Source organism: Rhizobium sp. 01L419 (assembly GCF_056400025.1).
Genome location: NZ_JBFTSM010000018.1, coordinates 85,635 through 105,236, shown reverse-complemented (window position 1 = coordinate 105,236; position 19,602 = coordinate 85,635). Strand labels below are relative to the sequence as shown.

19 protein-coding genes and 1 pseudogene are annotated in these 19,602 nt (G+C 58.3%); 12 read left to right on the top strand and 8 right to left on the bottom strand.

Features of this window, described 5'->3' with window-relative positions; genetic code table 11:
* Positions 1-17 precede the first annotated feature (17 nt).
* The 6 genes and pseudogenes from AC1DUP_RS29015 (at position 18) to AC1DUP_RS28990 (ending at position 4,742) form a co-directional block, all read left to right on the top strand.
* A complete protein-coding gene (locus tag AC1DUP_RS29015) occupies positions 18-632 on the top strand; it encodes a hypothetical protein (RefSeq protein ID WP_477836200.1) in 615 nt (204 codons plus the stop codon).
* Between the two features lie 1,267 nt (positions 633-1,899).
* The gene (locus tag AC1DUP_RS29010) at positions 1,900-2,208 is read left to right on the top strand and encodes a hypothetical protein (RefSeq protein WP_113509353.1); all 309 of its coding nucleotides are present in this window, start codon (positions 1,900-1,902) and stop codon (positions 2,206-2,208) included.
* A 194-nt stretch (positions 2,209-2,402) separates the two neighbouring features.
* Positions 2,403-2,869: pseudogene (locus tag AC1DUP_RS29005) on the top strand (Hsp20 family protein).
* A gap of 69 nt (positions 2,870-2,938) precedes the next feature.
* A complete protein-coding gene (locus tag AC1DUP_RS29000; RefSeq protein WP_113308611.1) occupies positions 2,939-3,235 on the top strand; it encodes a DUF982 domain-containing protein in 297 nt (98 codons plus the stop codon).
* A gap of 9 nt (positions 3,236-3,244) precedes the next feature.
* Positions 3,245-3,526, top strand: coding sequence for a hypothetical protein (locus AC1DUP_RS28995; protein ID WP_477836144.1), 282 nt, complete (start codon positions 3,245-3,247; stop codon positions 3,524-3,526).
* A 982-nt stretch (positions 3,527-4,508) separates the two neighbouring features.
* Positions 4,509-4,742 (top strand): hypothetical protein, encoded by a 234-nt coding sequence (locus tag AC1DUP_RS28990; protein ID WP_477836142.1) that lies wholly within the window; start codon positions 4,509-4,511, stop codon positions 4,740-4,742.
* A 97-nt stretch (positions 4,743-4,839) separates the two neighbouring features.
* Here AC1DUP_RS28990 and AC1DUP_RS28985 read toward each other — a convergent pair whose 3' ends face one another.
* Positions 4,840-6,042 (bottom strand): MFS transporter, encoded by a 1,203-nt coding sequence (locus AC1DUP_RS28985; RefSeq protein WP_113308608.1) that lies wholly within the window; start codon positions 6,040-6,042, stop codon positions 4,840-4,842.
* A 108-nt stretch (positions 6,043-6,150) separates the two neighbouring features.
* On the opposite strand from AC1DUP_RS28985, the gene AC1DUP_RS28980 reads away from it, so the two are divergent.
* The 3 genes from AC1DUP_RS28980 (at position 6,151) to AC1DUP_RS28970 (ending at position 8,527) form a co-directional block, all read left to right on the top strand.
* On the top strand, positions 6,151-7,101 hold the full coding sequence (locus AC1DUP_RS28980) for an AraC family transcriptional regulator (protein ID WP_113308607.1): 951 nt from the start codon (positions 6,151-6,153) through the stop codon (positions 7,099-7,101).
* Positions 7,102-7,514: 413 nt separating this feature from the next.
* On the top strand, positions 7,515-7,802 hold the full coding sequence (locus AC1DUP_RS28975) for a hypothetical protein (protein WP_113509352.1): 288 nt from the start codon (positions 7,515-7,517) through the stop codon (positions 7,800-7,802).
* 344 nt (positions 7,803-8,146) lie between these two features.
* The gene (locus AC1DUP_RS28970; protein ID WP_113509351.1) at positions 8,147-8,527 is read left to right on the top strand and encodes a hypothetical protein; all 381 of its coding nucleotides are present in this window, start codon (positions 8,147-8,149) and stop codon (positions 8,525-8,527) included.
* A gap of 209 nt (positions 8,528-8,736) precedes the next feature.
* On the opposite strand, the gene AC1DUP_RS28965 is transcribed toward AC1DUP_RS28970, so the two are convergent.
* From AC1DUP_RS28965 to AC1DUP_RS28945, 5 genes are all read right to left on the bottom strand, one after another.
* Positions 8,737-9,333 carry a prolyl oligopeptidase family serine peptidase gene (locus AC1DUP_RS28965; protein ID WP_113509350.1) on the bottom strand — a complete coding sequence of 199 codons (597 nt, stop codon included), beginning with the start codon at positions 9,331-9,333 and terminating at the stop codon, positions 8,737-8,739.
* A gap of 39 nt (positions 9,334-9,372) precedes the next feature.
* A complete protein-coding gene (gene lov / locus AC1DUP_RS28960) occupies positions 9,373-10,422 on the bottom strand; it encodes a blue-light-activated histidine kinase (protein ID WP_113509349.1) in 1,050 nt (349 codons plus the stop codon).
* A 944-nt stretch (positions 10,423-11,366) separates the two neighbouring features.
* Positions 11,367-13,028, bottom strand: coding sequence for an alpha-amylase family protein (locus tag AC1DUP_RS28955; RefSeq protein WP_477836138.1), 1,662 nt, complete (start codon positions 13,026-13,028; stop codon positions 11,367-11,369).
* Positions 13,029-13,867: 839 nt separating this feature from the next.
* Positions 13,868-14,392, bottom strand: a complete 525-nt coding sequence (locus tag AC1DUP_RS28950; RefSeq protein WP_477836136.1) for a ferritin-like domain-containing protein — start codon at positions 14,390-14,392, stop codon at positions 13,868-13,870.
* A gap of 45 nt (positions 14,393-14,437) precedes the next feature.
* Positions 14,438-15,364 carry a manganese catalase family protein gene (locus AC1DUP_RS28945; protein WP_113308603.1) on the bottom strand — a complete coding sequence of 309 codons (927 nt, stop codon included), beginning with the start codon at positions 15,362-15,364 and terminating at the stop codon, positions 14,438-14,440.
* A gap of 1,205 nt (positions 15,365-16,569) precedes the next feature.
* Here AC1DUP_RS28945 and AC1DUP_RS28940 point away from each other — a divergent pair.
* Positions 16,570-16,758: a hypothetical protein gene (locus AC1DUP_RS28940; RefSeq protein WP_113509348.1), complete on the top strand. Its 189-nt coding sequence runs from the start codon at positions 16,570-16,572 to the stop codon at positions 16,756-16,758.
* 282 nt (positions 16,759-17,040) lie between these two features.
* Positions 17,041-18,018, top strand: coding sequence for an HWE histidine kinase domain-containing protein (locus AC1DUP_RS28935; RefSeq protein WP_113308601.1), 978 nt, complete (start codon positions 17,041-17,043; stop codon positions 18,016-18,018).
* 73 nt (positions 18,019-18,091) lie between these two features.
* Here the strand turns inward: AC1DUP_RS28935 and AC1DUP_RS28930 are convergent, their stop codons facing one another.
* Positions 18,092-18,484 (bottom strand): serine hydrolase, encoded by a 393-nt coding sequence (locus AC1DUP_RS28930; RefSeq protein WP_477836133.1) that lies wholly within the window; start codon positions 18,482-18,484, stop codon positions 18,092-18,094.
* On the opposite strand from AC1DUP_RS28930, the gene AC1DUP_RS28925 reads away from it, so the two are divergent.
* Positions 18,416-18,742: an acyltransferase family protein gene (locus tag AC1DUP_RS28925; protein WP_477836210.1), complete on the top strand. Its 327-nt coding sequence runs from the start codon at positions 18,416-18,418 to the stop codon at positions 18,740-18,742. The genes AC1DUP_RS28930 and AC1DUP_RS28925 overlap by 69 nt on opposite strands.
* A 79-nt stretch (positions 18,743-18,821) precedes the next feature.
* On the opposite strand, the gene AC1DUP_RS28920 is transcribed toward AC1DUP_RS28925, so the two are convergent.
* Positions 18,822-19,535 (bottom strand): IS6 family transposase, encoded by a 714-nt coding sequence (locus tag AC1DUP_RS28920; RefSeq protein ID WP_477836131.1) that lies wholly within the window; start codon positions 19,533-19,535, stop codon positions 18,822-18,824.
* Positions 19,536-19,602: the final 67 nt, after the last annotated feature.

Genomic DNA, 19,602 nt, shown 5'->3' with positions numbered 1-19,602 from the left:
CGCACCATGTTGCGCAGATGATCTATTTCACGAGCGACACCCATTTTGGCGACCCACGGGTCCTGCAGATCGACCGACGCCCCTTCCCCGACATGACAGCCCACGACCTGGCGTTGATCGAGAACTGGAACGAGCGGGTAGGAAACGAGGGGGTTGTCTGGCACCTCGGCGATTTTATGTCCGCGCGGGCCGGACGGCTGGGCGTTGATCGGATCAGGCTTCGTTGGCACCGTCGTCTGGGTGTCCTTGTCGATGCTTTCGCCCAGAATTCCGAAGCGCTCCAGGCGATCGCCACGAGAACCAGCGCGCTGACAAGCACGATAAAAACCGGCTTGCCTCGGCTGCCCTGTCTTGCTTCGGTTGCTGTTTCCGTCACTTGCCCCGGGCTGCCTGTGCGGCCATTCGAGTTCATCATCGCGATTTCCCCTGCGGTTGCCCACCTGAGACCTTCGCGCGTCAGACATGTTCCCCGAGATTCGATCGGGGGCTGCATGGTCCGCTTGCCGCTTAAAGGGAATGAAGACCGCTCCACGCCCAACTTGGTACGGTTCAAGACCGGGCGGGCCATTGCGGAACTGCTCTCCGAGACAAGGGTTATGCCGAGCGATCAAGAATCGGAGGTGTTGAGTTGAGTTCGGCGATGTCAGCGGTCGCGCTCCTATCGGCAGCCCTTGTCCTGATCCATCCCACGCGGTGGGCGGCCGCAGGAGCTTGTGGTCTCAACGCCATTGCATCGTTGCACGGATGGTGGAGCCTCATCTTCGGTTGAAGGCACGGCCAGAATTTGTTCAGGCACCCTCTCAACAGAAAGGTCTGGTGAACGGAACCCGTTGACCTGTAGTGACAGCGCCGTTCGGCCCGCCACGCAACGCGAAGACATTTTGCAACAGGCAACCAGCATAAACAGAGATGTTGGGCTTATTGCCAGTCTCCGAACCTCCGCAAGCTCTCCGAATCCAGATTTCAAAATGCAGCCGAAGGGGGCGGCCAAGATGTAGCCAGCCGCTGGCCTCACCGAACATGCGGGTAAGGGTATGACAGACGCCAGAACTGCTTTCGAGGAAATCCTCTCAGAGGTCGCGAAGCTGACTTACCCCTGCGATGACAGCCTCACCTTCCGCTTTGCGTAGAGTACTTGACGAGGCGAAGTATGCTTCCAGTTCCGAGGGCGCAGTCGAGCCGGGATAGTTGAGTTGGCCGGCCGTCGTCTCGAGGCTAATCGCGCGGAGGTGACAGTGCTTCCGGGAAGTCTGGTCGTGGCGGCACTCGCCGACTTCGCCGATAACCCTGTTATCGCCTGCTACACCGGTTCGAGTTGCTCGACCGGGGCAGTTGCCAACGAAACGACGGGGCGGTCTCTCAAGCCTCCCCGAGGTGCTTCTGCTAGAGATCTCATCGAAGAACCTGAATGAGAAAGACTTCGCCGCGCTGACGCGCGTCGCGCTCATCGACTTTAGTCCTCACGATGCAATCCGCGGGCACTGCCCAGACGACGACATCGCTCTGTCTGACGAATTGCTTCACGGATACTGGTGTCAGGCCAGGCGATACTACCGTCAAGACGCGCCACCGCTCTCCAACGAGCCGGATTTCGAGTTTTGATTGCTGCGCTCTCAAGCTGGGGCCGCCAAAAGACCAAAAGTAGCGCTCCCCAGTGCGGGCTACACAAGCAGCCGATCTGCGTGAAGACGGCGGTTTCGACCCCGCGCGAACCTCGCCGGAGATGGCTAGGCCTTATGACGGCTCGAAGGGGCGACACTGCTGACGTCCCACTCGGCTTTCCCTTTGGCGGCGACGCCGGCGGAGTGAGCCAAGCGATCCTTCGGTCGTCGCGTTCTCGCTTACCAGGAACAATCGAGGCGCTTTGTCATTCTACCGCAATTGTCGGAAGGTGCAGAAATGATCGAAAATACCACCTCTCATCGAAGCCGCGTTGCCCGCGGCAGGCCGTATTCACTGGCCGAGTTCGCGGACAAGTACGGGCTCGACGACGATACGGCTTTAAAGCTGTTCACGCGCTTCGGGCCCTCGTCCGTCGAACTGGACCTGCTGATGGCGGCAAAAACGCGGTTGCCATCCATCCACACCATCACCGAGGATTTAGCTTCCGAGAAATCGTCACGCCGACCTTTTCTCAGTTCGGCGACAGGGGGCGACGATCATCACCGGCGAGGGAAAGATGGTCGCCCACGTCCGCTTCCTCGCTGAGCGCCGCCTCACAATTAGCATCACCGATTCTTTAAAATAGGCGAAAACCAGGACAAAATTTTCCTGGAAACCCTCTTGAACCTGAAAATCGCAAAACCAAATCGATTGTCACCGGCCGCTGATAACGGGCTGGCACTAGCGGAAGAGCCGAGTTCGGCGCTTCCGTACTATGTTGCCTTAAGGAGGATATGGCTATGGCAACAACTTACGACGACGCGTCCGAATTCCGATCAAGCATTGACTTCGACCTGGTTTTGGATCCGCCGGTAAATGCCCAGCGTGCCGGTTCGATCAGCGACTGGCCGCCTAACGACATTCCCAAAATGGGCGAAGACAGCGACCGGATCTCGATCGCCGTAGACGGTTTCACGCAGGAAGATCTCGGCATCACCTTTCAGTCCAACCCGCTGGTTGTTACAGGCAAGTGGCAGGAAGCCTGCGCCGACGAACACTTGCATCCAGGCCTTGCCGGCCGACCTTTCGAACACCGGTTCGAGTTGGCCGATCACGTCCGGGTGAACGCGGCTGATGTGGGTAACGGTCTCCTGTCGATCGGGTTGGTCCGTGAAATTCCGGAGGCACTTAGGCCACGGAAAAAGCAATCCAAGGCGCACTTAGTGTGGCGGCTTTGGCGCAAATCGAAGAGCAAAAGGCAGCTTGATCGTCGTGTTCAGGGACGAGGTGCGGTTATTACGGCACCTCAAGCATTACGGGTGGAAAGGAGAGTACGATGAAATCCGGTATGTTCAAAGAACCCATTTGCATTCTTGTCGGCCTCGGATTCCCAGCGAAGGTTGGCAGCGTGATGGACGCCTACCGACACCTTGCGGAATGGCCGGTATCACTGAGAGACACTGCGCATTCGATCGCGCTCAAGGCTTGCGTCGCGGCGCTTCGCGACGAAATCGAGCCGGAGACGGCACGCGGTCTGTTTGCCGCTTTCGCCGAAAGACATGATCTTCTCGCGCCGGACATCGATCCGGCCGCGGTGTCCCTTCGCCGGGACCGAGATCCGCACGTGCGTTGAGGTGCGCCGATGCTGAACAGGATGTTGACGCAGGCCGTCGAGGACGCAGTGGCGATGGGACCAGCCGTTCTGACGGGCCAAGGATCGCAGGTTCGGCGGCCGATCGATGTGGTGAGGGCGCCGTCGCTTACCATCGATGATAAGCGGTCGATTCTCGCTGCATGGGCGTCGGATTTTTACGCCGTCGTTTCCAAGCCGTCCCTGCGTCAGATTCCAGGGACCCCAGAGCCAGTGTCGATCGATGAGGTTCAGTCTGCCCTCAAAGAGCTCGACCGACGAAGTGATCCGTGAGGCCGGCAATCACGAGCGCCATCACGCGCGCAGACTTGCGCTAGATCGGGCGGCTTCTCGGCGTCGGTTACGTTGTCGAAGGCAGAGTCAGGCGGGCAGGCAATCGGGTGCGGATCACGTTGCAGCTCCTGGAGACGGTGAGCGGGACGCTTTATGATGCCACGATCCTGATCCTTTGGGCCGGGATGCAAGGGTCGCTTGGCCGGCCAGAACAGAGTTTGGCCGGTACAGTTCACGCCTGCTGTTCCTTCCAGCGCGCTACAGCGAAGCCGCACTCCTCCTGGAGCAGCGGACCTTTGATACGCCAGAAAGAGAACCGCGGGATATGGCCTGACGCGCCGCGTCCTACACTCATATGGGCCGGATCGGGAAGGCAGAAAGATGCGCCCATGTCTTTGTCAACACCGTCGGCACACGATGGTGCGGAAAAGCGGCGGCCGGCCCGGCTGACTATGTGAATTGGCTTGTCGATGTTTCCTATCTGAGTGAGGAGCGGGAATTTTCGCGGCTGCGCGATGGATTGAAGGGCGCGGGCCTGTCGGCATAGGCAATGCTTCGATTCTCGGTGTGCGATGACTGACATCACCTCGATCTGATCCGGCAAACGGCTTTAAACCCGCCCAGATTATCTCCGACCCAATTGCGTGCATTTGTTCAGCCGTTGGAACGCTCGCTCGCTTGCTTCGCGGTCCTCCATAATGGGGCGGGAGCTCGACCGTGACCATGCGAGTAGTCTCAGTTCAACCGTCGCAGCGTGCCGGCATCAAACCACTTGGTCGGACTTAAGTCCGATTGAAGACAGAATCTGCCACCTTACTTTCGCTTCAGGTGGTGCTGCAAACTCAGCAAAAGAAGAATTGCGCGTTCCGTTCACGAGCACCCTTCTTCAGCCTAAAGACAATTTGTGATATGCACGCCCGATGGGCCGACCACGGTTTGAAAATCATCTATTTCACACTATAATCGGTACCGATTTTTGCGCATGGAGGAAACGATGAATGAGCGTAAAATCACCGAACGCGACCGGCCGATGACTTCGGAAGATCTTGCTGTTTGCCAGCAAGTACTGGAGGCGGTGAAAGCGGAATTCCAGCTTGGTGATGGTGACGAAGAGACATCGAGGAGCGCGGCGATCACTATCGAACTTTACCGACAGGGTGTCCGGAATTTCGATCAGCTGAAAGTCCTGGTTTTCGCAGCCCGAGGCAAAATTTGAGACCCGGCTGCGTGCATTGGTAGCCAGCACCCATTCGCGTCCTTGCAGACGCGAACAAGGCTCAATCGGTTTGACCGCGGAACACGGTCGCGGGAGTTTATGCCGTCTCCACGGTTCCTCGGCTGCGGACACCGATTACGACAGCTCCGCAGAGTGCGGAGACGGCAGCGAAGCCGAATACCCCTTCAAGCCCTTGGGCGTCGACGATCAGGCCGCCGATTGCAGCACCGCTGGAAATAGCAATCTGGAAAGTCGTCAGCATCAGAGCGCCAGCACTTTCTGCCTCGTCGGACGCCGCTTGCGTCACGAAACTCTGAACACTCACCGGCAGGGCTCCGAACGCGAAACCCCAAAGGGCAGTGGCAATCAAAGCTACGACCGGGAGGACGCCAGCGAGCGCCAGGAGCAAGGTGGTTGCGCCAATCCCGCCGGCTGCGATAACGATTGACAGGCGGGTGCTGCGTTCGGAGACAAAGCCGCCGAACAGATTGCCGAGAAATCCGCCGATGCCGAAGGCCAAGAGTACGCCCGAGATGCCTTCGACCCCTAAATGCGGAACTGTTTCCAGGAATGGCCGTATGAAGGTGAAACCTGCAAAATGACCCGCCACGACCAGCAGCACCGTGAGCAGGCCAAGACGGATCGCGGGACGGCGCAGCACTGCTGCCATTGTGGCTAATCCGGCAGAGCCCGTGGCTGGCATGGCGGGTAAGGTGAGGATCTGGACAATGAGTGCAAGGCCACCGACGCCGGCGGCAATCAGGAAAGCGGAGCGCCACCCATAGGCCTCCCCAACCCACGCGCCGACGGGCGCAGCGCAAACCGTCGCAACGGATACGCCAGTCATGATGATTGCCATCGCTCGCGGCATCAGTTGCTCCGGAACGAGCCGCATGGCAAGCGCAAGCGACAAGGCCCAGAAGCCACCGAGGGCGATACCAAGCAGCGCGCGAGCAATGAGAAGCGCGGTAAGCCCGTCGGCAAAGGCTGCAAGGAGGCTTGACACGATCAGCAGGCTCGTGAGGGCGAGAAGCGTAATGCGGCGGTCAATCCGGCGCGTGCCGATGACCACGGCGGGTCCGGCAAAAGCACCAACGACAGCTGTCATTGTTACGGACTGACCCGCAGCGCCGATGCTGACATTGAGATCATGAGAGATCGGTGTGAGCAGACTGGCCGGAAGGAATTCGGCCGTGACAAGACCGAAGACGCCAAGCGAAAGTGAGACGACGCCGGCCCAGGCGGGATTTATCTTTCGTGTCTCCTTATGGAAGCCGTCGGCGTCGGGGCTGATGTTCATATGCCGTCTCCAAAAGTTGCTACGGAAAGGCTAGACGGGTCGCCCTGGTGTTTCTATGCTGCAAAATCTATAAGACATGACTATTCGTCCAAAAAATGAAAGCCGGCCATGAGCGACGCACTAACCGAGATGATGCGGGGACTTCGCCTTGACGGGGTCGACTACGGCCGCTGTCAGCCTTCTGCGCCRTGGGCGACGGCGTTTCCGATGAAGGATGAAGCGCAGTTTCATTTTCTGGCTGCTGGAAAGGCATTTGTGCAGACGCCGGACGGGGAATGGATGGAGATGCATCCGGGCGATGCGGTCCTTCTGCCACGAGGCGATGCACACGTGCTTGCAAGCGAGCCCGGGATCGCGCCGACGCCGGTGGAACGCATGCCGCGCAGACCCGTCTGCGACGGGATCGTCGACCTGGAATGTCCCTGTGCGGACGCAAGCAACCTGCTGTTCTTTGCCGTCATGCGGTTCAACGTCGACAAGCAACATCCGCTGTTGCAACTGATGCCCAATGTGATGCGCACAGCCGACCTCGCGGCCAGCGAACCTTCTATCCCTGCGCTCCTCGATGCAATGATGCGCGAGGTGGATATGAATCGCGTTGGCGCCGGCGGTATTCTGGCCCGCCTCGCCGACGTCCTTACCGCCACTCTCATTCGAGCATGGGTGGAGCACGGGTGCGGTGACTCATCCGGTTGGTTAACGGCAGTTCGCAATCCCGAGGTCGGGCGCGTTCTGGCAGCCATCCATCTCGACCCTGCGCATGACTGGACGGTCGACGAGCTCGCGCGGAAGATGGGAGCATCTCGATCCGGTTTTGCCGAACGTTTCGCCAGGGCAGTTGGAGAGACACCTGCCCGCTACGTCGCCCGAATGCGCATGCATCAAGCACATCAGTGGCTGCGCGAAGGACAGCGTGTTGCCGCCATTGCCGAACGACTGGGTTACGAATCCGAGGCATCCTTCAGCCGAGCCTTCAAGCGCATCATTGGCGCTCCGCCTGTCACATTTCGCGCGCGCGCCTTGGATGCGACCCGGCTCCGGGGTCAACTCGCATCCTGAAATCCTACCCGTTCCCGCGATAGTATCCTCGTCCCGAAACATCTTCCATCCGCCCGTCACGCACGGCGCTCATGATCCCCCGGCAATCAATAGAGGAGCAGGTCAGGGCTTACGGCCTAATTACCATGCACCATTTTCAGATTGTCTGGTCTTTGAATTCCGAGAGCAAAATACCAGCGGACGCTCGATTCCCTGCTACGGAACAGGCGAGCTAATCCAATTGGTCGAATTGCGGTTCTCAGGCCCAGGACTTCTAATCGGGTTGTCGCCGTGATGAGCGTAGATGAGACAAGTTCGCTGGAGTTCGTCTTTGTCTGGAAGCCCTTGCGTCTGTCCGGACTTCTGATGAAGTTGGGTCGGAGAGACGACTATGGGAATACTTGAGTAGAACACCATGTTCATAAGGTCCGCCAATGCAGCCTTTTCCCGATGCCGACGACCCAGATAGCCTTGATATCGTATGCGATGTCATCCTGACCGATTGGTTCAATACAGGAATGGACAGCTTCGATATCCGAGAACTTCGGGAAGAAATGGAGCGGCACTTTACTGAGGCGGGCAAGCCTGTCCCTGCGGCAATTGCGGATCCCGCGAGGCTCGTTCCAACTCTCCGGCTACTGCAAGCCCGCATGCACATCGTCAAGCCGACGCAGATCGCCGGTATAACATGGCAGTTTCTGCGCGACACTGCCGGCGCTTAAGGCAACGGCGGAACCACATCATGACCTCTGTTCCCACACCAAGGGCCCCGATTGCGATCCAGAACGAACTTCTCAGGCGCCAGGACGTTCTCGATCTCGTATTCCTGGATCTCGTTGACAATGCGGCTGCCGCCGGGTGGCTGCAGAAGTTCTCATTGCCATTTCGAGCTCGCCGACAACCAGGCGCTTATGATTAAGGCCAACGCGAACGTCGGAGCACCCTTCAGGTTCTAAAGCGGAATTGTTTCCTGTCACCATTTTAGYATGTCCAAACCTTGATCCTTGACTCAGCCCAAAACGAGAACATAATAAGAACATCGACACCAAGATGAAGGATTACGGCGATGAACGATTTGCCGATCGATATCTCATGGCAAGAAGACGACATCGAAAAGCAACCTGTCGGCACATACTGGACTCCTCCTTCACCTGTTGGCATCCATGAATTGCTTCCTGCGCTTCGTGCTGCGATGTTGCTGGCGGTCGAAGCTCGCTTCGAAAAAATGGACCAGTTCGAAATATACCTTGCCCACGTCTTCGATATGGAGACGTGCGCTCCCGCCGGCACCTTCGTGGTTTCGACCGACAAGACTGCCGGCCGGGCTTTGGGGATTTACAGTGATGTTGGCGTAAAGGAAGGGATGTGGTTTGCCTTCGAGGGAGACACTGACGACGCCTTCAAGTCTCTATATGACCGCGTCAAGGAAAGCGGCTACCTCCCCTGATTCATGGCGGGACCGTGATACCTGGACTGACTGGTTAGATCCTTGCGTTGCCGCTCAATCGCGGGCGACGCTTGAAGGCTGTCGCCTAAGCAGAAGTTCGGAAACGTCTCGCTAAATGATGTGATTGCCATCGCTCGAAGCCGAACGAAGCCGTCTCCGGCGGCAGCGATCATGTCCACGCATGGGGTGACAGCTGTCGAGGCTGTCGCCTATGCAAGCGTTCGTCTCAGGAACGCCAGCGCTCTTTCCGCTCCCGACGATGAGATCGTGTGACCTACGCCTGGTTCAACGTCGAGTTCAACCTTGAAGCCGGCGGTCCCAAGCTGCGCAGCCGCAAGCGTCGAAGCCATGTAAGGGATCGTCGTGTCGTTCTGACCATGAACGAGAAGGACGGGCGTAGTGTTGCTCGCCGACGAAGTCCGTTCCGGCGGCAAGAGCCCTGCGAAGGATACGAGAGCGCCAACCTTCCAGCGTCCAGAGGCCACTGCATCAAGCGCGACAATGGCACCTTGGGAGACGCCGACGAAGGCAAGCCTGTCATGGGCGTCGGAGAACCCTTCTCGATGAACGACGTCGTTCATCAACGCGTCGAATCCCTCACGCGCTAAACGGATGCGCGCCGGATCCAACGGGTCGCCCTCGGTCGAGAACCATTGATGACCGCGCCAATGGTGGAGCGGTGCGTCCGGGGCCGCGAAGCGGGTATTCGTAAGGCTCGCCCGCCAAGAGGCTGCAAGCGGCATAAGCTGCGCACCGGAGGCGCCGATCCCATGGAGAAAGATGACGAGCGATGATTTGCTTGGCATTCTGGTCCTGTCGCTAAACACACAGAGGGTGCTCGACGTTCACGGTTTTGCCTTCAGACCTCGGCCAACGCGGTCGAGAAACGGCAGCTCGACAAGGAGCCGCAGGCCGTCCTTACGCCAGTCGCGGGCGATCTTGCCACCGAGCTGCTTTTCGAGAACCGCGCCGAGCAGCACGTTGCCGAACCCCTTGCCCCGGGTCGCCTTCGACCCCGTTCCTCCGCGTTCGTGCCACATCAGGATGAGACCTTCACCTTCCCTCTTCCAGTCGATCGTGAGGCTGCCGCCGGGACGCGACAGCGAGCCATGGACTGCGGCATTGGCTGCGAGCTCGTGGATAGCGAGGCCTATCGGCTGGACGGACGGTGCCGGCATCATCACGTCCGGACCGTCTATTTTGACCTTCTGGTCCCCAAAGATGCCGACCTGAAGAGCGACGATGTCGCGAAGAGAAACATGCTGCCATCCGTTCTCGGCAAGCAACATATGCGTCCTCGACAGCGCCTGGACGCGCTGTTGGACCGAGGCCGCATAGAGTGCCGCATCGTCGGACCGGCTGAGCCGCACGATGCTGTCAACGATCGCAAGGACGTTTTTCGTCCTGTGGTCGACTTCGAGAAGCAGACGGTGTTCCGCTTCTTCAAGCGTCTGGATCTTCCGGTACTTCGTGACGTCGATCTGCGAGGCGAAATAGTAGGCGAGTTGTCCGGCATCGTCATGAATGGGGCTGAGGTGAAGCTGGTTCCAAAATGTGCTGCCGTCCTTCCTGTAGTTCAGGACCTCGACCGTGCCTTCGCGCTCCTGGGCGATGATGGCCCGGATCTCTGCTACCGCCGTTCTCGAGGTTGCCTCGCCCTGAAGCATGCGGCAATTCCGGCCGAGCAGCTCTTCAGCGGCGTAGCCCGTCAGGTCGAGAAAAGCTTCATTGGCGAGAACGATTGGGTAGTCCGGCTCACAGGCGTCGGCGACGACGATCGGCATGCGCGTTCTTTGAAACGCGAATGTTGCGAGCTCCTTGTGATCGGCCATGCCCTTCTTCGATGCGGCGGCAGGGCGGTCGCCGTGGATGATGGACTTGTCGGTCTCAGACACATGGCACCTTTCAATGGTCGCCCACTTAAACGCCGATCCAAGACTATAGTTCAGCGCTTTGGTGCCAGTTTCGAAACCGTCTCACGTGCCGGGGACGCGGGTCGTACGCGTCCCAGCGTTGAATCATGCGGGCAATGGCCACGTCGTTGCGGCGTCGGTCCTCAACCGGGTGCTTAAGACGGCAGGCGCGGCGGGCTGAAGGGTTGCCTGTTCGGAGAGCAATGGAAAACGGCCGGGAAGCATTTCGCCTCGTCAGCGAGCTCCGTAATGCTCTTATAAAGCACCGCCTTCGGATCGTTGAGGACAAAAAATCCCAACGCGTTCAAGCGCCCGCATCATTGTTGGCGCGTGCGATCGAATTTGGGCGATGAGAGGTGGCTGGGGACTGACCAAAGCTAATTCCTGAGGCGAGGAAAAAGCAAAAAGCCACCAAGCCTAGTTGAAACCTGAGGAAATGGAAATCGAGGCGGACGGCGGAGGTTTGTTCTCCGAGGTACGTTTTGATCGAAGGTGATATCCTATCATTTTTCGCAGTCGAGAGATGCGGGACATCCTAAGGTGCATTCGGCAATTTGTGCTCCGGCGTTTGTCTGCCGGTTCCGGCCCCTGCAATGCCGGCGATGGCCCGCCGTGGCTGAACTCTACATGTGCTCTCGATAGCTTCATTTTGAGAGCATAGGTAGGACAACTACCCCAGCATGGTGCTGCCGCGCCCGACATCGTGTTCCGCTTTCGGACGAAGTCACAATAACGCAATTTCTATCAAATCGGCCGGTCCCTTCTTAGCTGCACGTCCGCACCGTCGGCCTTTGATATAGAAGTTGGCACGCTAATCGCGCAGGCAGGCGGTAATGGAGGAACGGTTCGCTTCCGCCCCGGTTGTTTCGGGGCCTATAAAGAAAGCAAGTGTCAACGCTCCGGCAGGCCGGAGCAATGGATAATGTTCAAACCTCGGACCGGCGCAGTAGATAGTCGAGGCCGCCGATACGGTACCACTTGTAGCCGAAGCCTTCCAGAAACACGCAGTGCTTGCCGTCTTTTCCGGCTTTGCTGTTGGAACCATCGGCGATATCGATCAGCAACTGCCCGTTTTCGCCGATCCCGGGATCGATTTCTGCTTCGACGGGCTCCTGCATCAGATTGTGAACGATCAAGATCGAATTGTTGCGCCAGTCATATCGTATGGCGAGAACCCCTTGCTGGCCGGTTTCGACACAGCTGTAATCTCCCCAGCCGATCTCAGGCGCCTCCTTGCGCATTCGGATCAAGCGTTCCATCCAGTTGAGCATGGAATCGGGGTTCCTCCTCTGGTCCGCCACGTTGATATGCTCGAACCCGTAGGCGCCGCCTGTGATGACGGGCAGGATGGGCGTCGCGCTCTTTGTGAAGCCGGCCTGCGGCTCTGTCGACCATTGCATCGGTGTGCGTGCACAATTGCGTTCGGGAAGCGAAAGATCATCGCCCATGCCGATCTCGTCACCATAGCGCAATACCGGCGTTCCCGGCAGGGAAAACATCAGGCTATAGGCCATGCGAATGCGGGCTCCATTGCCTTCCAGCATCGGTGCAAGCCGCCGCCTGATGCCGCGATCATAAAGCTGCATGTCCTTGTCCGGTCCGAAGGCCGCAAAGACTGCGCTTCTCTGCCCCTCGCTCAGCCGTCCGAGGTCGAGTTCATCATGATTGCGCAGGAACAATCCCCATTGTGCCGTCTCGGGGCGCGTGCGGGTGGCCTCGAGGGCCTTTTCCAGCGGTCGGCAGTTCGCGCTCGCCAGCGCATAGAAGAGTGTTTGGTTGACCTGAAAGTTGAACATCATCTGCATCCGGTCGCCGTCCTCGCCGAAATAGTCCATATCGGTCTCCGGCAGGACGTTCGCTTCCGCCAGAATGATGGAATCACCCTTTCGCCATTGCAGGAACTCGCGAAACGACCGGAGCATCTCGAACCGTTCGCGCGGCTTTTTGACGTCCGCACCCTTCTCGGCGATTACGAAAGGCACCGCGTCCATCCGGAATCCGGAAACGCCAAGTTGGATCCAGAAGCCCATGATCTTGAGGATTTCGGCCTGCACATGCGGGTTTGCCGTGTCGAGATCGGGCTGGAAATCGTAGAAACGGTGGAAATAATAGGCCTTCGCCTCCTTGTCATAGGTCCATGTCGACGTCTGCGCGCCCGGAAAGACCATTCCTTCATTGGCGTTTGCCGGCTTTTGCTTTGACCAGACGTACCAGTCGCGGAAACGCGATCCTTCATCGCGACGTGCCTCCTGAAACCAGGGGTGCTGGTCCGAAGTATGATTGACGACGAGATCGATCAATACCCGGATACCGCGCTGCTTGGCGCCATGCGTGAACTCGACGAAGTCGCCGAGCGTACCGTAGCGCGGATCGACATTGTAATAGTCGGACACGTCGTAACCGTCGTCCCTGCCGGGCGAGGTCTGGAAGGGCATCAGCCAGATCGCCGTGATCCCGAGACCTGCAAGGTAGTCGAGCCGGCGCGCAAGCCCCTGGAAATCTCCAACGCCATCGCCGTTGGCGTCCATGAAGGTCTCGATCGACAGGCAGTAGACAACAGCATTCTTGTACCAGAGGTCGTTGATCATGAGCGCTCCCGATTGGTCTATTCGAGGCAACCGCTTTCGCGCATCAAAGGTTCCCAACCGCGCGCTGCCCAAAAAATCCTGCAACGGAACGACGGCTACGAATGAATGCCAGGGAACTCCATATTGTCCGAGAGGTCCGGACGCTCACGATCGGAGCGATGTCTTGTGGGAACAGGTGAAGACGCGTTGGGAGAACTGGCGAGCGCTGATGTTCGCCGCCGATTTCAGACACTGACACGATGACTGTTCTAGCCGGCACACGGGCCGAGGATTAGCGCAAGCCCGGCCGCTTGCCCCCTTGACCTTCGCCATCCTTTGCACAGGTAAGTTCGAACAAAGGGGCAGCTCACAAGCAAAGGGCCTTGGGAGCACGGGTAGGGAAAGTTATTGAGCAAGTTGTCACTCCGGGTTCGCCTATGGTCGCTGTCCATCGTCATGCGCTTGGTGTTGCGATTGATCCCAGACGATAACCACCGTGCTGTGGTTGCGCATTCCGAACTGCTTTTGGCATTGCAGCTTGRTGAAGATCGCATGTGACGACCGCGCCTTCTCCATCAAATGACGCGGCCACCGGGATTCTGGTCACCTGCGCCATGCGCGGTTGCCCTATAGCCGCGGCTTCGCGCACAATTGTGAAGCCATATTGGAGCATGTCGCCCCATCGATCGTAGGAGCAGTCATCTCTCAAAGCGTATCTCTTCAGTTCACCGCCGAGCAAACATCATGCATGGAACGTTCGCCTCGTATCGTCGGAGCTGACGTTAATTGTCAGGTCGAGTTCCGTTGGGGCAAAGCGGAGCGGCCGCAGACAACACCCGGTCGTCTGCAGCCGTTTTTGATCACACCTTGGCAGACTTGCCGGCTACCCTCAGCGACAGAAATTTCTCCGTCAACGAGGCCACGTGCGCGTCCAGCCAGTCTGCCATGGCCTTTTCTTCGGCAAGGTTTTCCTTCAGGCCCCCGATGGCTGCCTTGAACCCGCCGGCTTCCCCTACCGTCAGCGACGATTTATAGGCGGCGATTTCGAAGTTCTCAAAGGCGAAGTTGGCAAACGAGTTCTTCAGGATCTCGTCGCCGGCGACAGTATGGCCCAGCGCCGCCATGGAACCTGTGAGGGAGAGTGCCATATCCTTCAGCGTCGAATGGCCCGCGTTGAGGCCTGTCAGGATCTCCTCAATGCGGTGGATCTGTCCTTCGGTCTCGGTTATGTGGCGTTGAAGCATCTCCGCCACTTCCGGATAGTTCTCGATCCGGCTGAGCTGCGGCTTCATGATGCTGAGGGCCTGGTTCTCCATCGCATGAGCGTTTCGCAGGCCGACAATGAAGATATCGCGTTTCGTTGTCTGCCATAGCGTTCCTTTCAAGGATGTGCCGCAGCCGGCGCTGTTTTGCGCCGTCGGCGGCGTGCTTCAGCGGGACTTCTTGTACAGTTTTTCGGCGATCTCGAACATTTCTTCCGGCGCGTAGTCGGGGGTGAATGCGGAGGGCACACCGACGAGCTGGTGGATCTTGCCACCTTCGGGCATGCCGTCGACGACTTCGAGTTCCCCCGGCGGATCACCGGGAAGCGCGACTTCGTCATTACTCCAGATCCCGGCAATTTCTTTGTAGTCGTTGGGGCTCCACGTGTAGAGACGCCGATGCGAGCCCTCGTCAAGGTATTGCTGGCATTCGGGGATGTTGCCGAGCGGAATGTTGGGGCAGGGAAGGAATTTTTCGATCTCGACGCCGGTGATCTTCTTCAATGCGAGTGCATAAGCGTGGGCATGCACCGAACCGCGTACGAGAAGATAGCCACAGACGGCGCGGCCGGTCGGGTCGGTGACCGTCTCGTAAACGCGCAGCTTGTGCAGCCGTGCGCCGCATTCCAGATGAAAATTATGCAGGAGGTCGAGGACTACATTGCCGGTGGTTGTGATGAAGTCGTTGTTCCAGGAAACGCCGTTGCTGTTGACCGGCATCGCGCCCCCGGCCCCGGAGAGGAAACTGGCGGCTAGCCGGATGTCCTTCATATCCTCGAAGGGAGCTGCTGAGATGTCGCCACCGTCGCCGACATCCCCGTCTGGAATATCCGGCCCGTTGTTCAGCATGGCAACGCCGTTACTGACCAGCTCAACATGGCCGAGTTCTTCGGCGGTAATGCTGGCAACCAAGCTGTAGAAAGGCCGCAGCTTGGATTTCGACCGGAAGTTGAAGCTCTGGAACATGTAGTTCCCGAGCGTCGACATCTCGCCATACTTCCCGCCGAGCAATTCCTGTAGCGCGGCGGCGGCGTTGGGATCGGCTGCCTTGGGTGGAGGCAGTTCGGCCTGCAGTTGATCAACACGCATGAACATCGGAATTTTCCTCTTTTGGACGAAGCTTGCCCAACCTGCTGTCATCGTGCTTGTTCCCAAACAAAGCGCTGGCTGCCTCGTATGTGCGATACCGTACAAATGGTCGGCGGGTACAAGTCCACTTTGATGTCCGCGACGATTGACGCTTGTCCAGACTTTCAACCGTAAACAGTGTCTTGAGTTCGTCACTGTCACCGGGAGGGCGGCAACAAGCCCGTCATCCAGACGAGCTTGATACGTCCAGGGGCAACAGGACAGGATTCACAGGCCCAGTATTAGTCGAGCCCGGGCTGAGCAGAGCACCGGTCGCAATGGCAATTGCGGTTTTATTCCAGGCCGCGGAGAACCCTACGAGCGAGACCCCAAAGCGACCGCAAGGCTCGTCATCGCGGCGGCATCAGCCTCATCGGACGCGGGCGCAATAGTTGTCGGGAAAGATTGCATTGGGACCAGCGACGGCCGCAAACATCTGGGTGACCGGCACAATGGTCGCCGTCGGACAGGAGTCATTGCGTAAAGCGATTCTTCTTTCGATCGACCTTCGCCAATTCACGAATGCCCCCCGGCGGTGAGGGCTGCCGGGGGGCATTCGTGTTGGTGACACGGCGAGGCTTGACACATACCGGCTCTATTTGAAGGAAGAGTGCCGTGTCCCCTTGCTAACATCCATCAGCAAGCGTTGTTCCCGTTCCAGATCCAATTGATCCCCAGGTTGGAAATTATGCTCCAGGAGATCTCTGTATCAGATCTCATGGGCGTCCCCCCAGGACAACAATATCCCTCAGGTCGTTCTTGGATCATGCCGACGTTGCCGCTGGCCTGGGTCGTCCGGCTTCATCGGCATCCTCGTGCGTCTACCAATTCATGTCAGAAATCGATAAGTGCATGCGAATTAGTCGCGCTAATCTTCGGAGTCGCCCAGGATTAAGATTGTGGGCATGGATCAGCAAAAGACACTCCCTCGGTCGAACGCCCAAACTCACTCTGTCGATATTCCCCCGCATGGCATCGACCGGCGCCCTGGGCTGAGGCCCTTCTTGTTTGCTCTCGTCTTCTTCGCAGCGATCATGACCCTTGAGGACGGCATCGGCGGCCTCCGGTCGCTTTCCGCCGCCACCATCATGCACGTTTGACCACCGAATCGCTCTTTCCTCGCGGGCTCCTCCACCTTCACCCCTCGCCCTGAACGCAACGAAGGATCGTCGATGAATGATCAAAGACCGGTACTGACACTCAAGAATGCCTGGTTCCGGACCTATTGCGGGAACGTGGAAGCCCTTCTTGAGTGGCTCGCGCTCGCCCTCGTCGGCGCGGTCGCGGGCTATCGTTACGGCGATGGTAATGCCGCTTCTGATCGTCAGGACCAGCGTCCTTTCAAAGAGTCGAACACGTGAAGGCCAGTAGGCCTGGGTGGGAGCACATTGAATGACCAGCGAGAGGTAAGCCAAGACCATGGTCGCAACAGTAGCACCCTGAGCGCCTTCACGAGATTCGAACCACGACCCTGCTGCCATGGAAGAGTTCTCGTCTCAAAGCGCTCGTAGCGGACTTTGCCAGCAAGGCGGAACGGTTTACTTTGAAAGCGAGTGACGGATATGGTCAATAAGGGGTTTTCAACAGTGGTCGCTCCACCATATTTGCCTCGTGGAACGAAATGCGGGCATGGGATTGTATCGATGCTGCTGGAGGATTTGTATCGCCTGATGAAGATCGGCCACGTCCAGGCTCAGGGCGTCGTCGACACCATGACCCAGCCCGTTGTCGTCCTGGATCAGAATTTGTGTGTTACGACCGCGAACAATGCATTCATCAAGGCCTTCCACGCCGACCGTGAGGATATCCTCTCGCAGAACTTCTTCTCATTTGGGAACGGGCAATGGGATATTCCCGAGCTGCGGCAGCTCATATCTGTCGTTATCCCGCGGGCGGCTGCCGTCATCGGCTTCGAAGTGAAGCACGATTTCCCGCTAATCGGCCAGCGCACCTTTCTCGTCGATGCCCGGCGCCTCGTTCATCCCGACGACAACAGCCCCAACATTCTGGTCATCTTCGACGACGTTACCGAGCGTCGCCGCAACGATGCCGAAATGGATTTCATTGTTGCGGAGATGCGGCATCGCATGAAGAATCTCTCGGCCGTCGTCCTGTCTGTGGTGAAGAACAGCAGAGCCGACGACGCCGCCGCGGCCAATTTCAAGGAAGCGCTTCTCGGAAGGCTGGATATCACATTTCAAGCGCAGGATGTTGCCGCCCGTCGCGAGGCGGTTGAGTTTGAAGAACTCCTGAAGGACGCAGTCGGAGCGACGGTTTCGGAACGGCTCGAATGCTCGGGATCGTCGGCGAAGTTAGATAGCGCGAAGGTTCTTCCGGTCAGCATGATTTTCCACGAACTCGCGACGAACGCAGCGAAATACGGGGCCATTTCGGTTCCGGCCGGAAAGATCCGCGTGACTTGGGAATCGGAAACCGGACCGCGGGAGCGGACGCTCCTCGTATGCCAGTGGCGCGAGGAAGCAGGCCCGCTTATCTCCCAACCTGAACGCAAGGGCTATGGAACTGAACTGATCGAGGGTCTCACCGCTCATGTCGGTGGAAGCGTGAAACTCGCCTATCCTCACAGTGGTTTCACTGCGACGATCAAAATCCCGATTTGAGCTATGTGAGCGATACCGCCGACGAAAAAGACCGGAGGCGAGATTATGATCCTCGCCGTAGAAAACGCGTTCTTCATCGCTGACGAGCTTCGGCGCTATCTGAGTGCTGCGGAACTGGGAGTGCTCGGTCCGGTATCCCCCAACGGACGCACCGATCCATTGGATCAGGAACTACCGGGTCCTGCATGCCAATCCGGGACGCGACATCGATCATGACGCCGTCATAGACAGACCGGCCGGTCGCCTGCTCATAGATTGTCCCGAGCGCGTTGAAATCCCAGTTGTTGTAGTGCCAAATGCTTCCCGGTGCCTGACTTCCTCTGAACGGCTTTGCTTCCGTCATGGCTTTCGATTCAGCCAGGGCCGGATGATAGATGCCTGATCGGGCCTGAAGGAGATGGCGGACTGTCGCCTGCCGCTCGGCTGTGGTCAGGCCTTCATTAGTTTCTCGCTCTACCTTTTCCATGTACCAGCGATGTTTCTCACGCAGCGCGCTTTCGCCTCCGTGCTGCCTGAGCTAACACTGACCGTCGTGTCGCCCATTGTCGCTCTAACCGCGGCCTGGGTCATCCATGAACTGGTGGAAGTTCCCAGCCGACGCTTCGTGTTGAAGTTCTGGCGGCGGGGCCGTTCTGTGCAGAACGTTCTTCGGGCACCCCAGCTTGAAACGCCCGCCGAACAAATGAACAATGCAATTGGACAATTGCGCAATCCGAACTGCTAATGCAGGCCGACATATGGTCTCCACCGGTGGCGTCGCCTGGACGGTTTCGAGCGCGCGGTGTCGACGTGTTTCGCGTACTTCAGGCAGCGATTGAGCCAGCGATTTCACGCCAGATCGAGATGGCGTGAGTGCGAAGCTGGCGACGGTCTGCGGCGGACAGCCATTTCCGGTGAAGAAGGAAAAGATTGGCGATCGGGCCGTGAGTTGAGACGAAACGCTGACATTGTCGCGCGGACTTGAAGCGCATCATGCGTCGCTCTCGCCGTCGCACAACAAGATGAGAGTTCTCAGCTCGGTTGTTCAATCCCTTGTGCGAGCGATGTTCGACGCGCGGCATCAACTGGGATTTTGCGGCCGAATAGGAACGCAGCTTGTCGGTCACCATCACGCGCGGGGCGGTCCCATGGTGCTTGAGCAGCTTTCTCATCAGCTTTAAGGCGGCCGCCTTGTTCCGTCGGCTTTGCAGCAGGGCGTCGAGCACGTAACCGTTCGAGTCGACGGCGCGCCACAACCAATATTTCTTTCCCTTGATCGTCACCACCATCTCGTCGAGCTGCCACTTGTCGGAAAAGTGGCCTCGTGAACGGTGCCGGAGCAGATGAGCAAATTTCAAGCCGAATTTCGCCGCCCATTCCGAGACGGTCTGGAATGAGACATTGATGCCGCGCTCAGCGAGCAGATCTTCGATGTCACGGAAGCTGAGCGGGAACCGATAATAGAGCCATACGGCATGGGCAATGATCTCAGCGGGAAATCGGTGGCGTCTGAAGTGGGCGAGAGGGGCTTCGGTCATGAAAACCCGATATCAAGTCATTTCGAACAGGCAGTTAAGGCGACGCCACCGTTGTACCTTATTGCAC

Excerpts from the sequence above, each read along its gene's own strand:
- AC1DUP_RS28975 (WP_113509352.1), top strand. The coding sequence starts at position 7,515 with ATGCAGCCTTTTCCCGATGCCGACGACCCAGATAGCCTTGATATCGTA.
- AC1DUP_RS28955 (WP_477836138.1), bottom strand. The coding sequence starts at position 13,028 with ATGATCAACGACCTCTGGTACAAGAATGCTGTTGTCTACTGCCTGTCG.
- AC1DUP_RS28985 (WP_113308608.1), bottom strand. The coding sequence starts at position 6,042 with ATGAACATCAGCCCCGACGCCGACGGCTTCCATAAGGAGACACGAAAG.
- AC1DUP_RS28925 (WP_477836210.1), top strand. The coding sequence starts at position 18,416 with ATGGCGGACTGTCGCCTGCCGCTCGGCTGTGGTCAGGCCTTCATTAGT.
- AC1DUP_RS28920 (WP_477836131.1), bottom strand. The coding sequence starts at position 19,535 with ATGACCGAAGCCCCTCTCGCCCACTTCAGACGCCACCGATTTCCCGCT.
- AC1DUP_RS28935 (WP_113308601.1), top strand. The coding sequence starts at position 17,041 with ATGCTGCTGGAGGATTTGTATCGCCTGATGAAGATCGGCCACGTCCAG.
- AC1DUP_RS28940 (WP_113509348.1), top strand. The coding sequence starts at position 16,570 with ATGAATGATCAAAGACCGGTACTGACACTCAAGAATGCCTGGTTCCGG.
- AC1DUP_RS28990 (WP_477836142.1), top strand. The coding sequence starts at position 4,509 with ATGGAGGAAACGATGAATGAGCGTAAAATCACCGAACGCGACCGGCCG.
- AC1DUP_RS28995 (WP_477836144.1), top strand. The coding sequence starts at position 3,245 with ATGCTGAACAGGATGTTGACGCAGGCCGTCGAGGACGCAGTGGCGATG.
- AC1DUP_RS28945 (WP_113308603.1), bottom strand. The coding sequence starts at position 15,364 with ATGTTCATGCGTGTTGATCAACTGCAGGCCGAACTGCCTCCACCCAAG.
- AC1DUP_RS29010 (WP_113509353.1), top strand. The coding sequence starts at position 1,900 with ATGATCGAAAATACCACCTCTCATCGAAGCCGCGTTGCCCGCGGCAGG.
- AC1DUP_RS29015 (WP_477836200.1), top strand. The coding sequence starts at position 18 with ATGATCTATTTCACGAGCGACACCCATTTTGGCGACCCACGGGTCCTG.
- AC1DUP_RS28965 (WP_113509350.1), bottom strand. The coding sequence starts at position 9,333 with ATGCCAAGCAAATCATCGCTCGTCATCTTTCTCCATGGGATCGGCGCC.
- AC1DUP_RS29000 (WP_113308611.1), top strand. The coding sequence starts at position 2,939 with ATGAAATCCGGTATGTTCAAAGAACCCATTTGCATTCTTGTCGGCCTC.
- AC1DUP_RS28930 (WP_477836133.1), bottom strand. The coding sequence starts at position 18,484 with ATGGAAAAGGTAGAGCGAGAAACTAATGAAGGCCTGACCACAGCCGAG.
- AC1DUP_RS28970 (WP_113509351.1), top strand. The coding sequence starts at position 8,147 with ATGAACGATTTGCCGATCGATATCTCATGGCAAGAAGACGACATCGAA.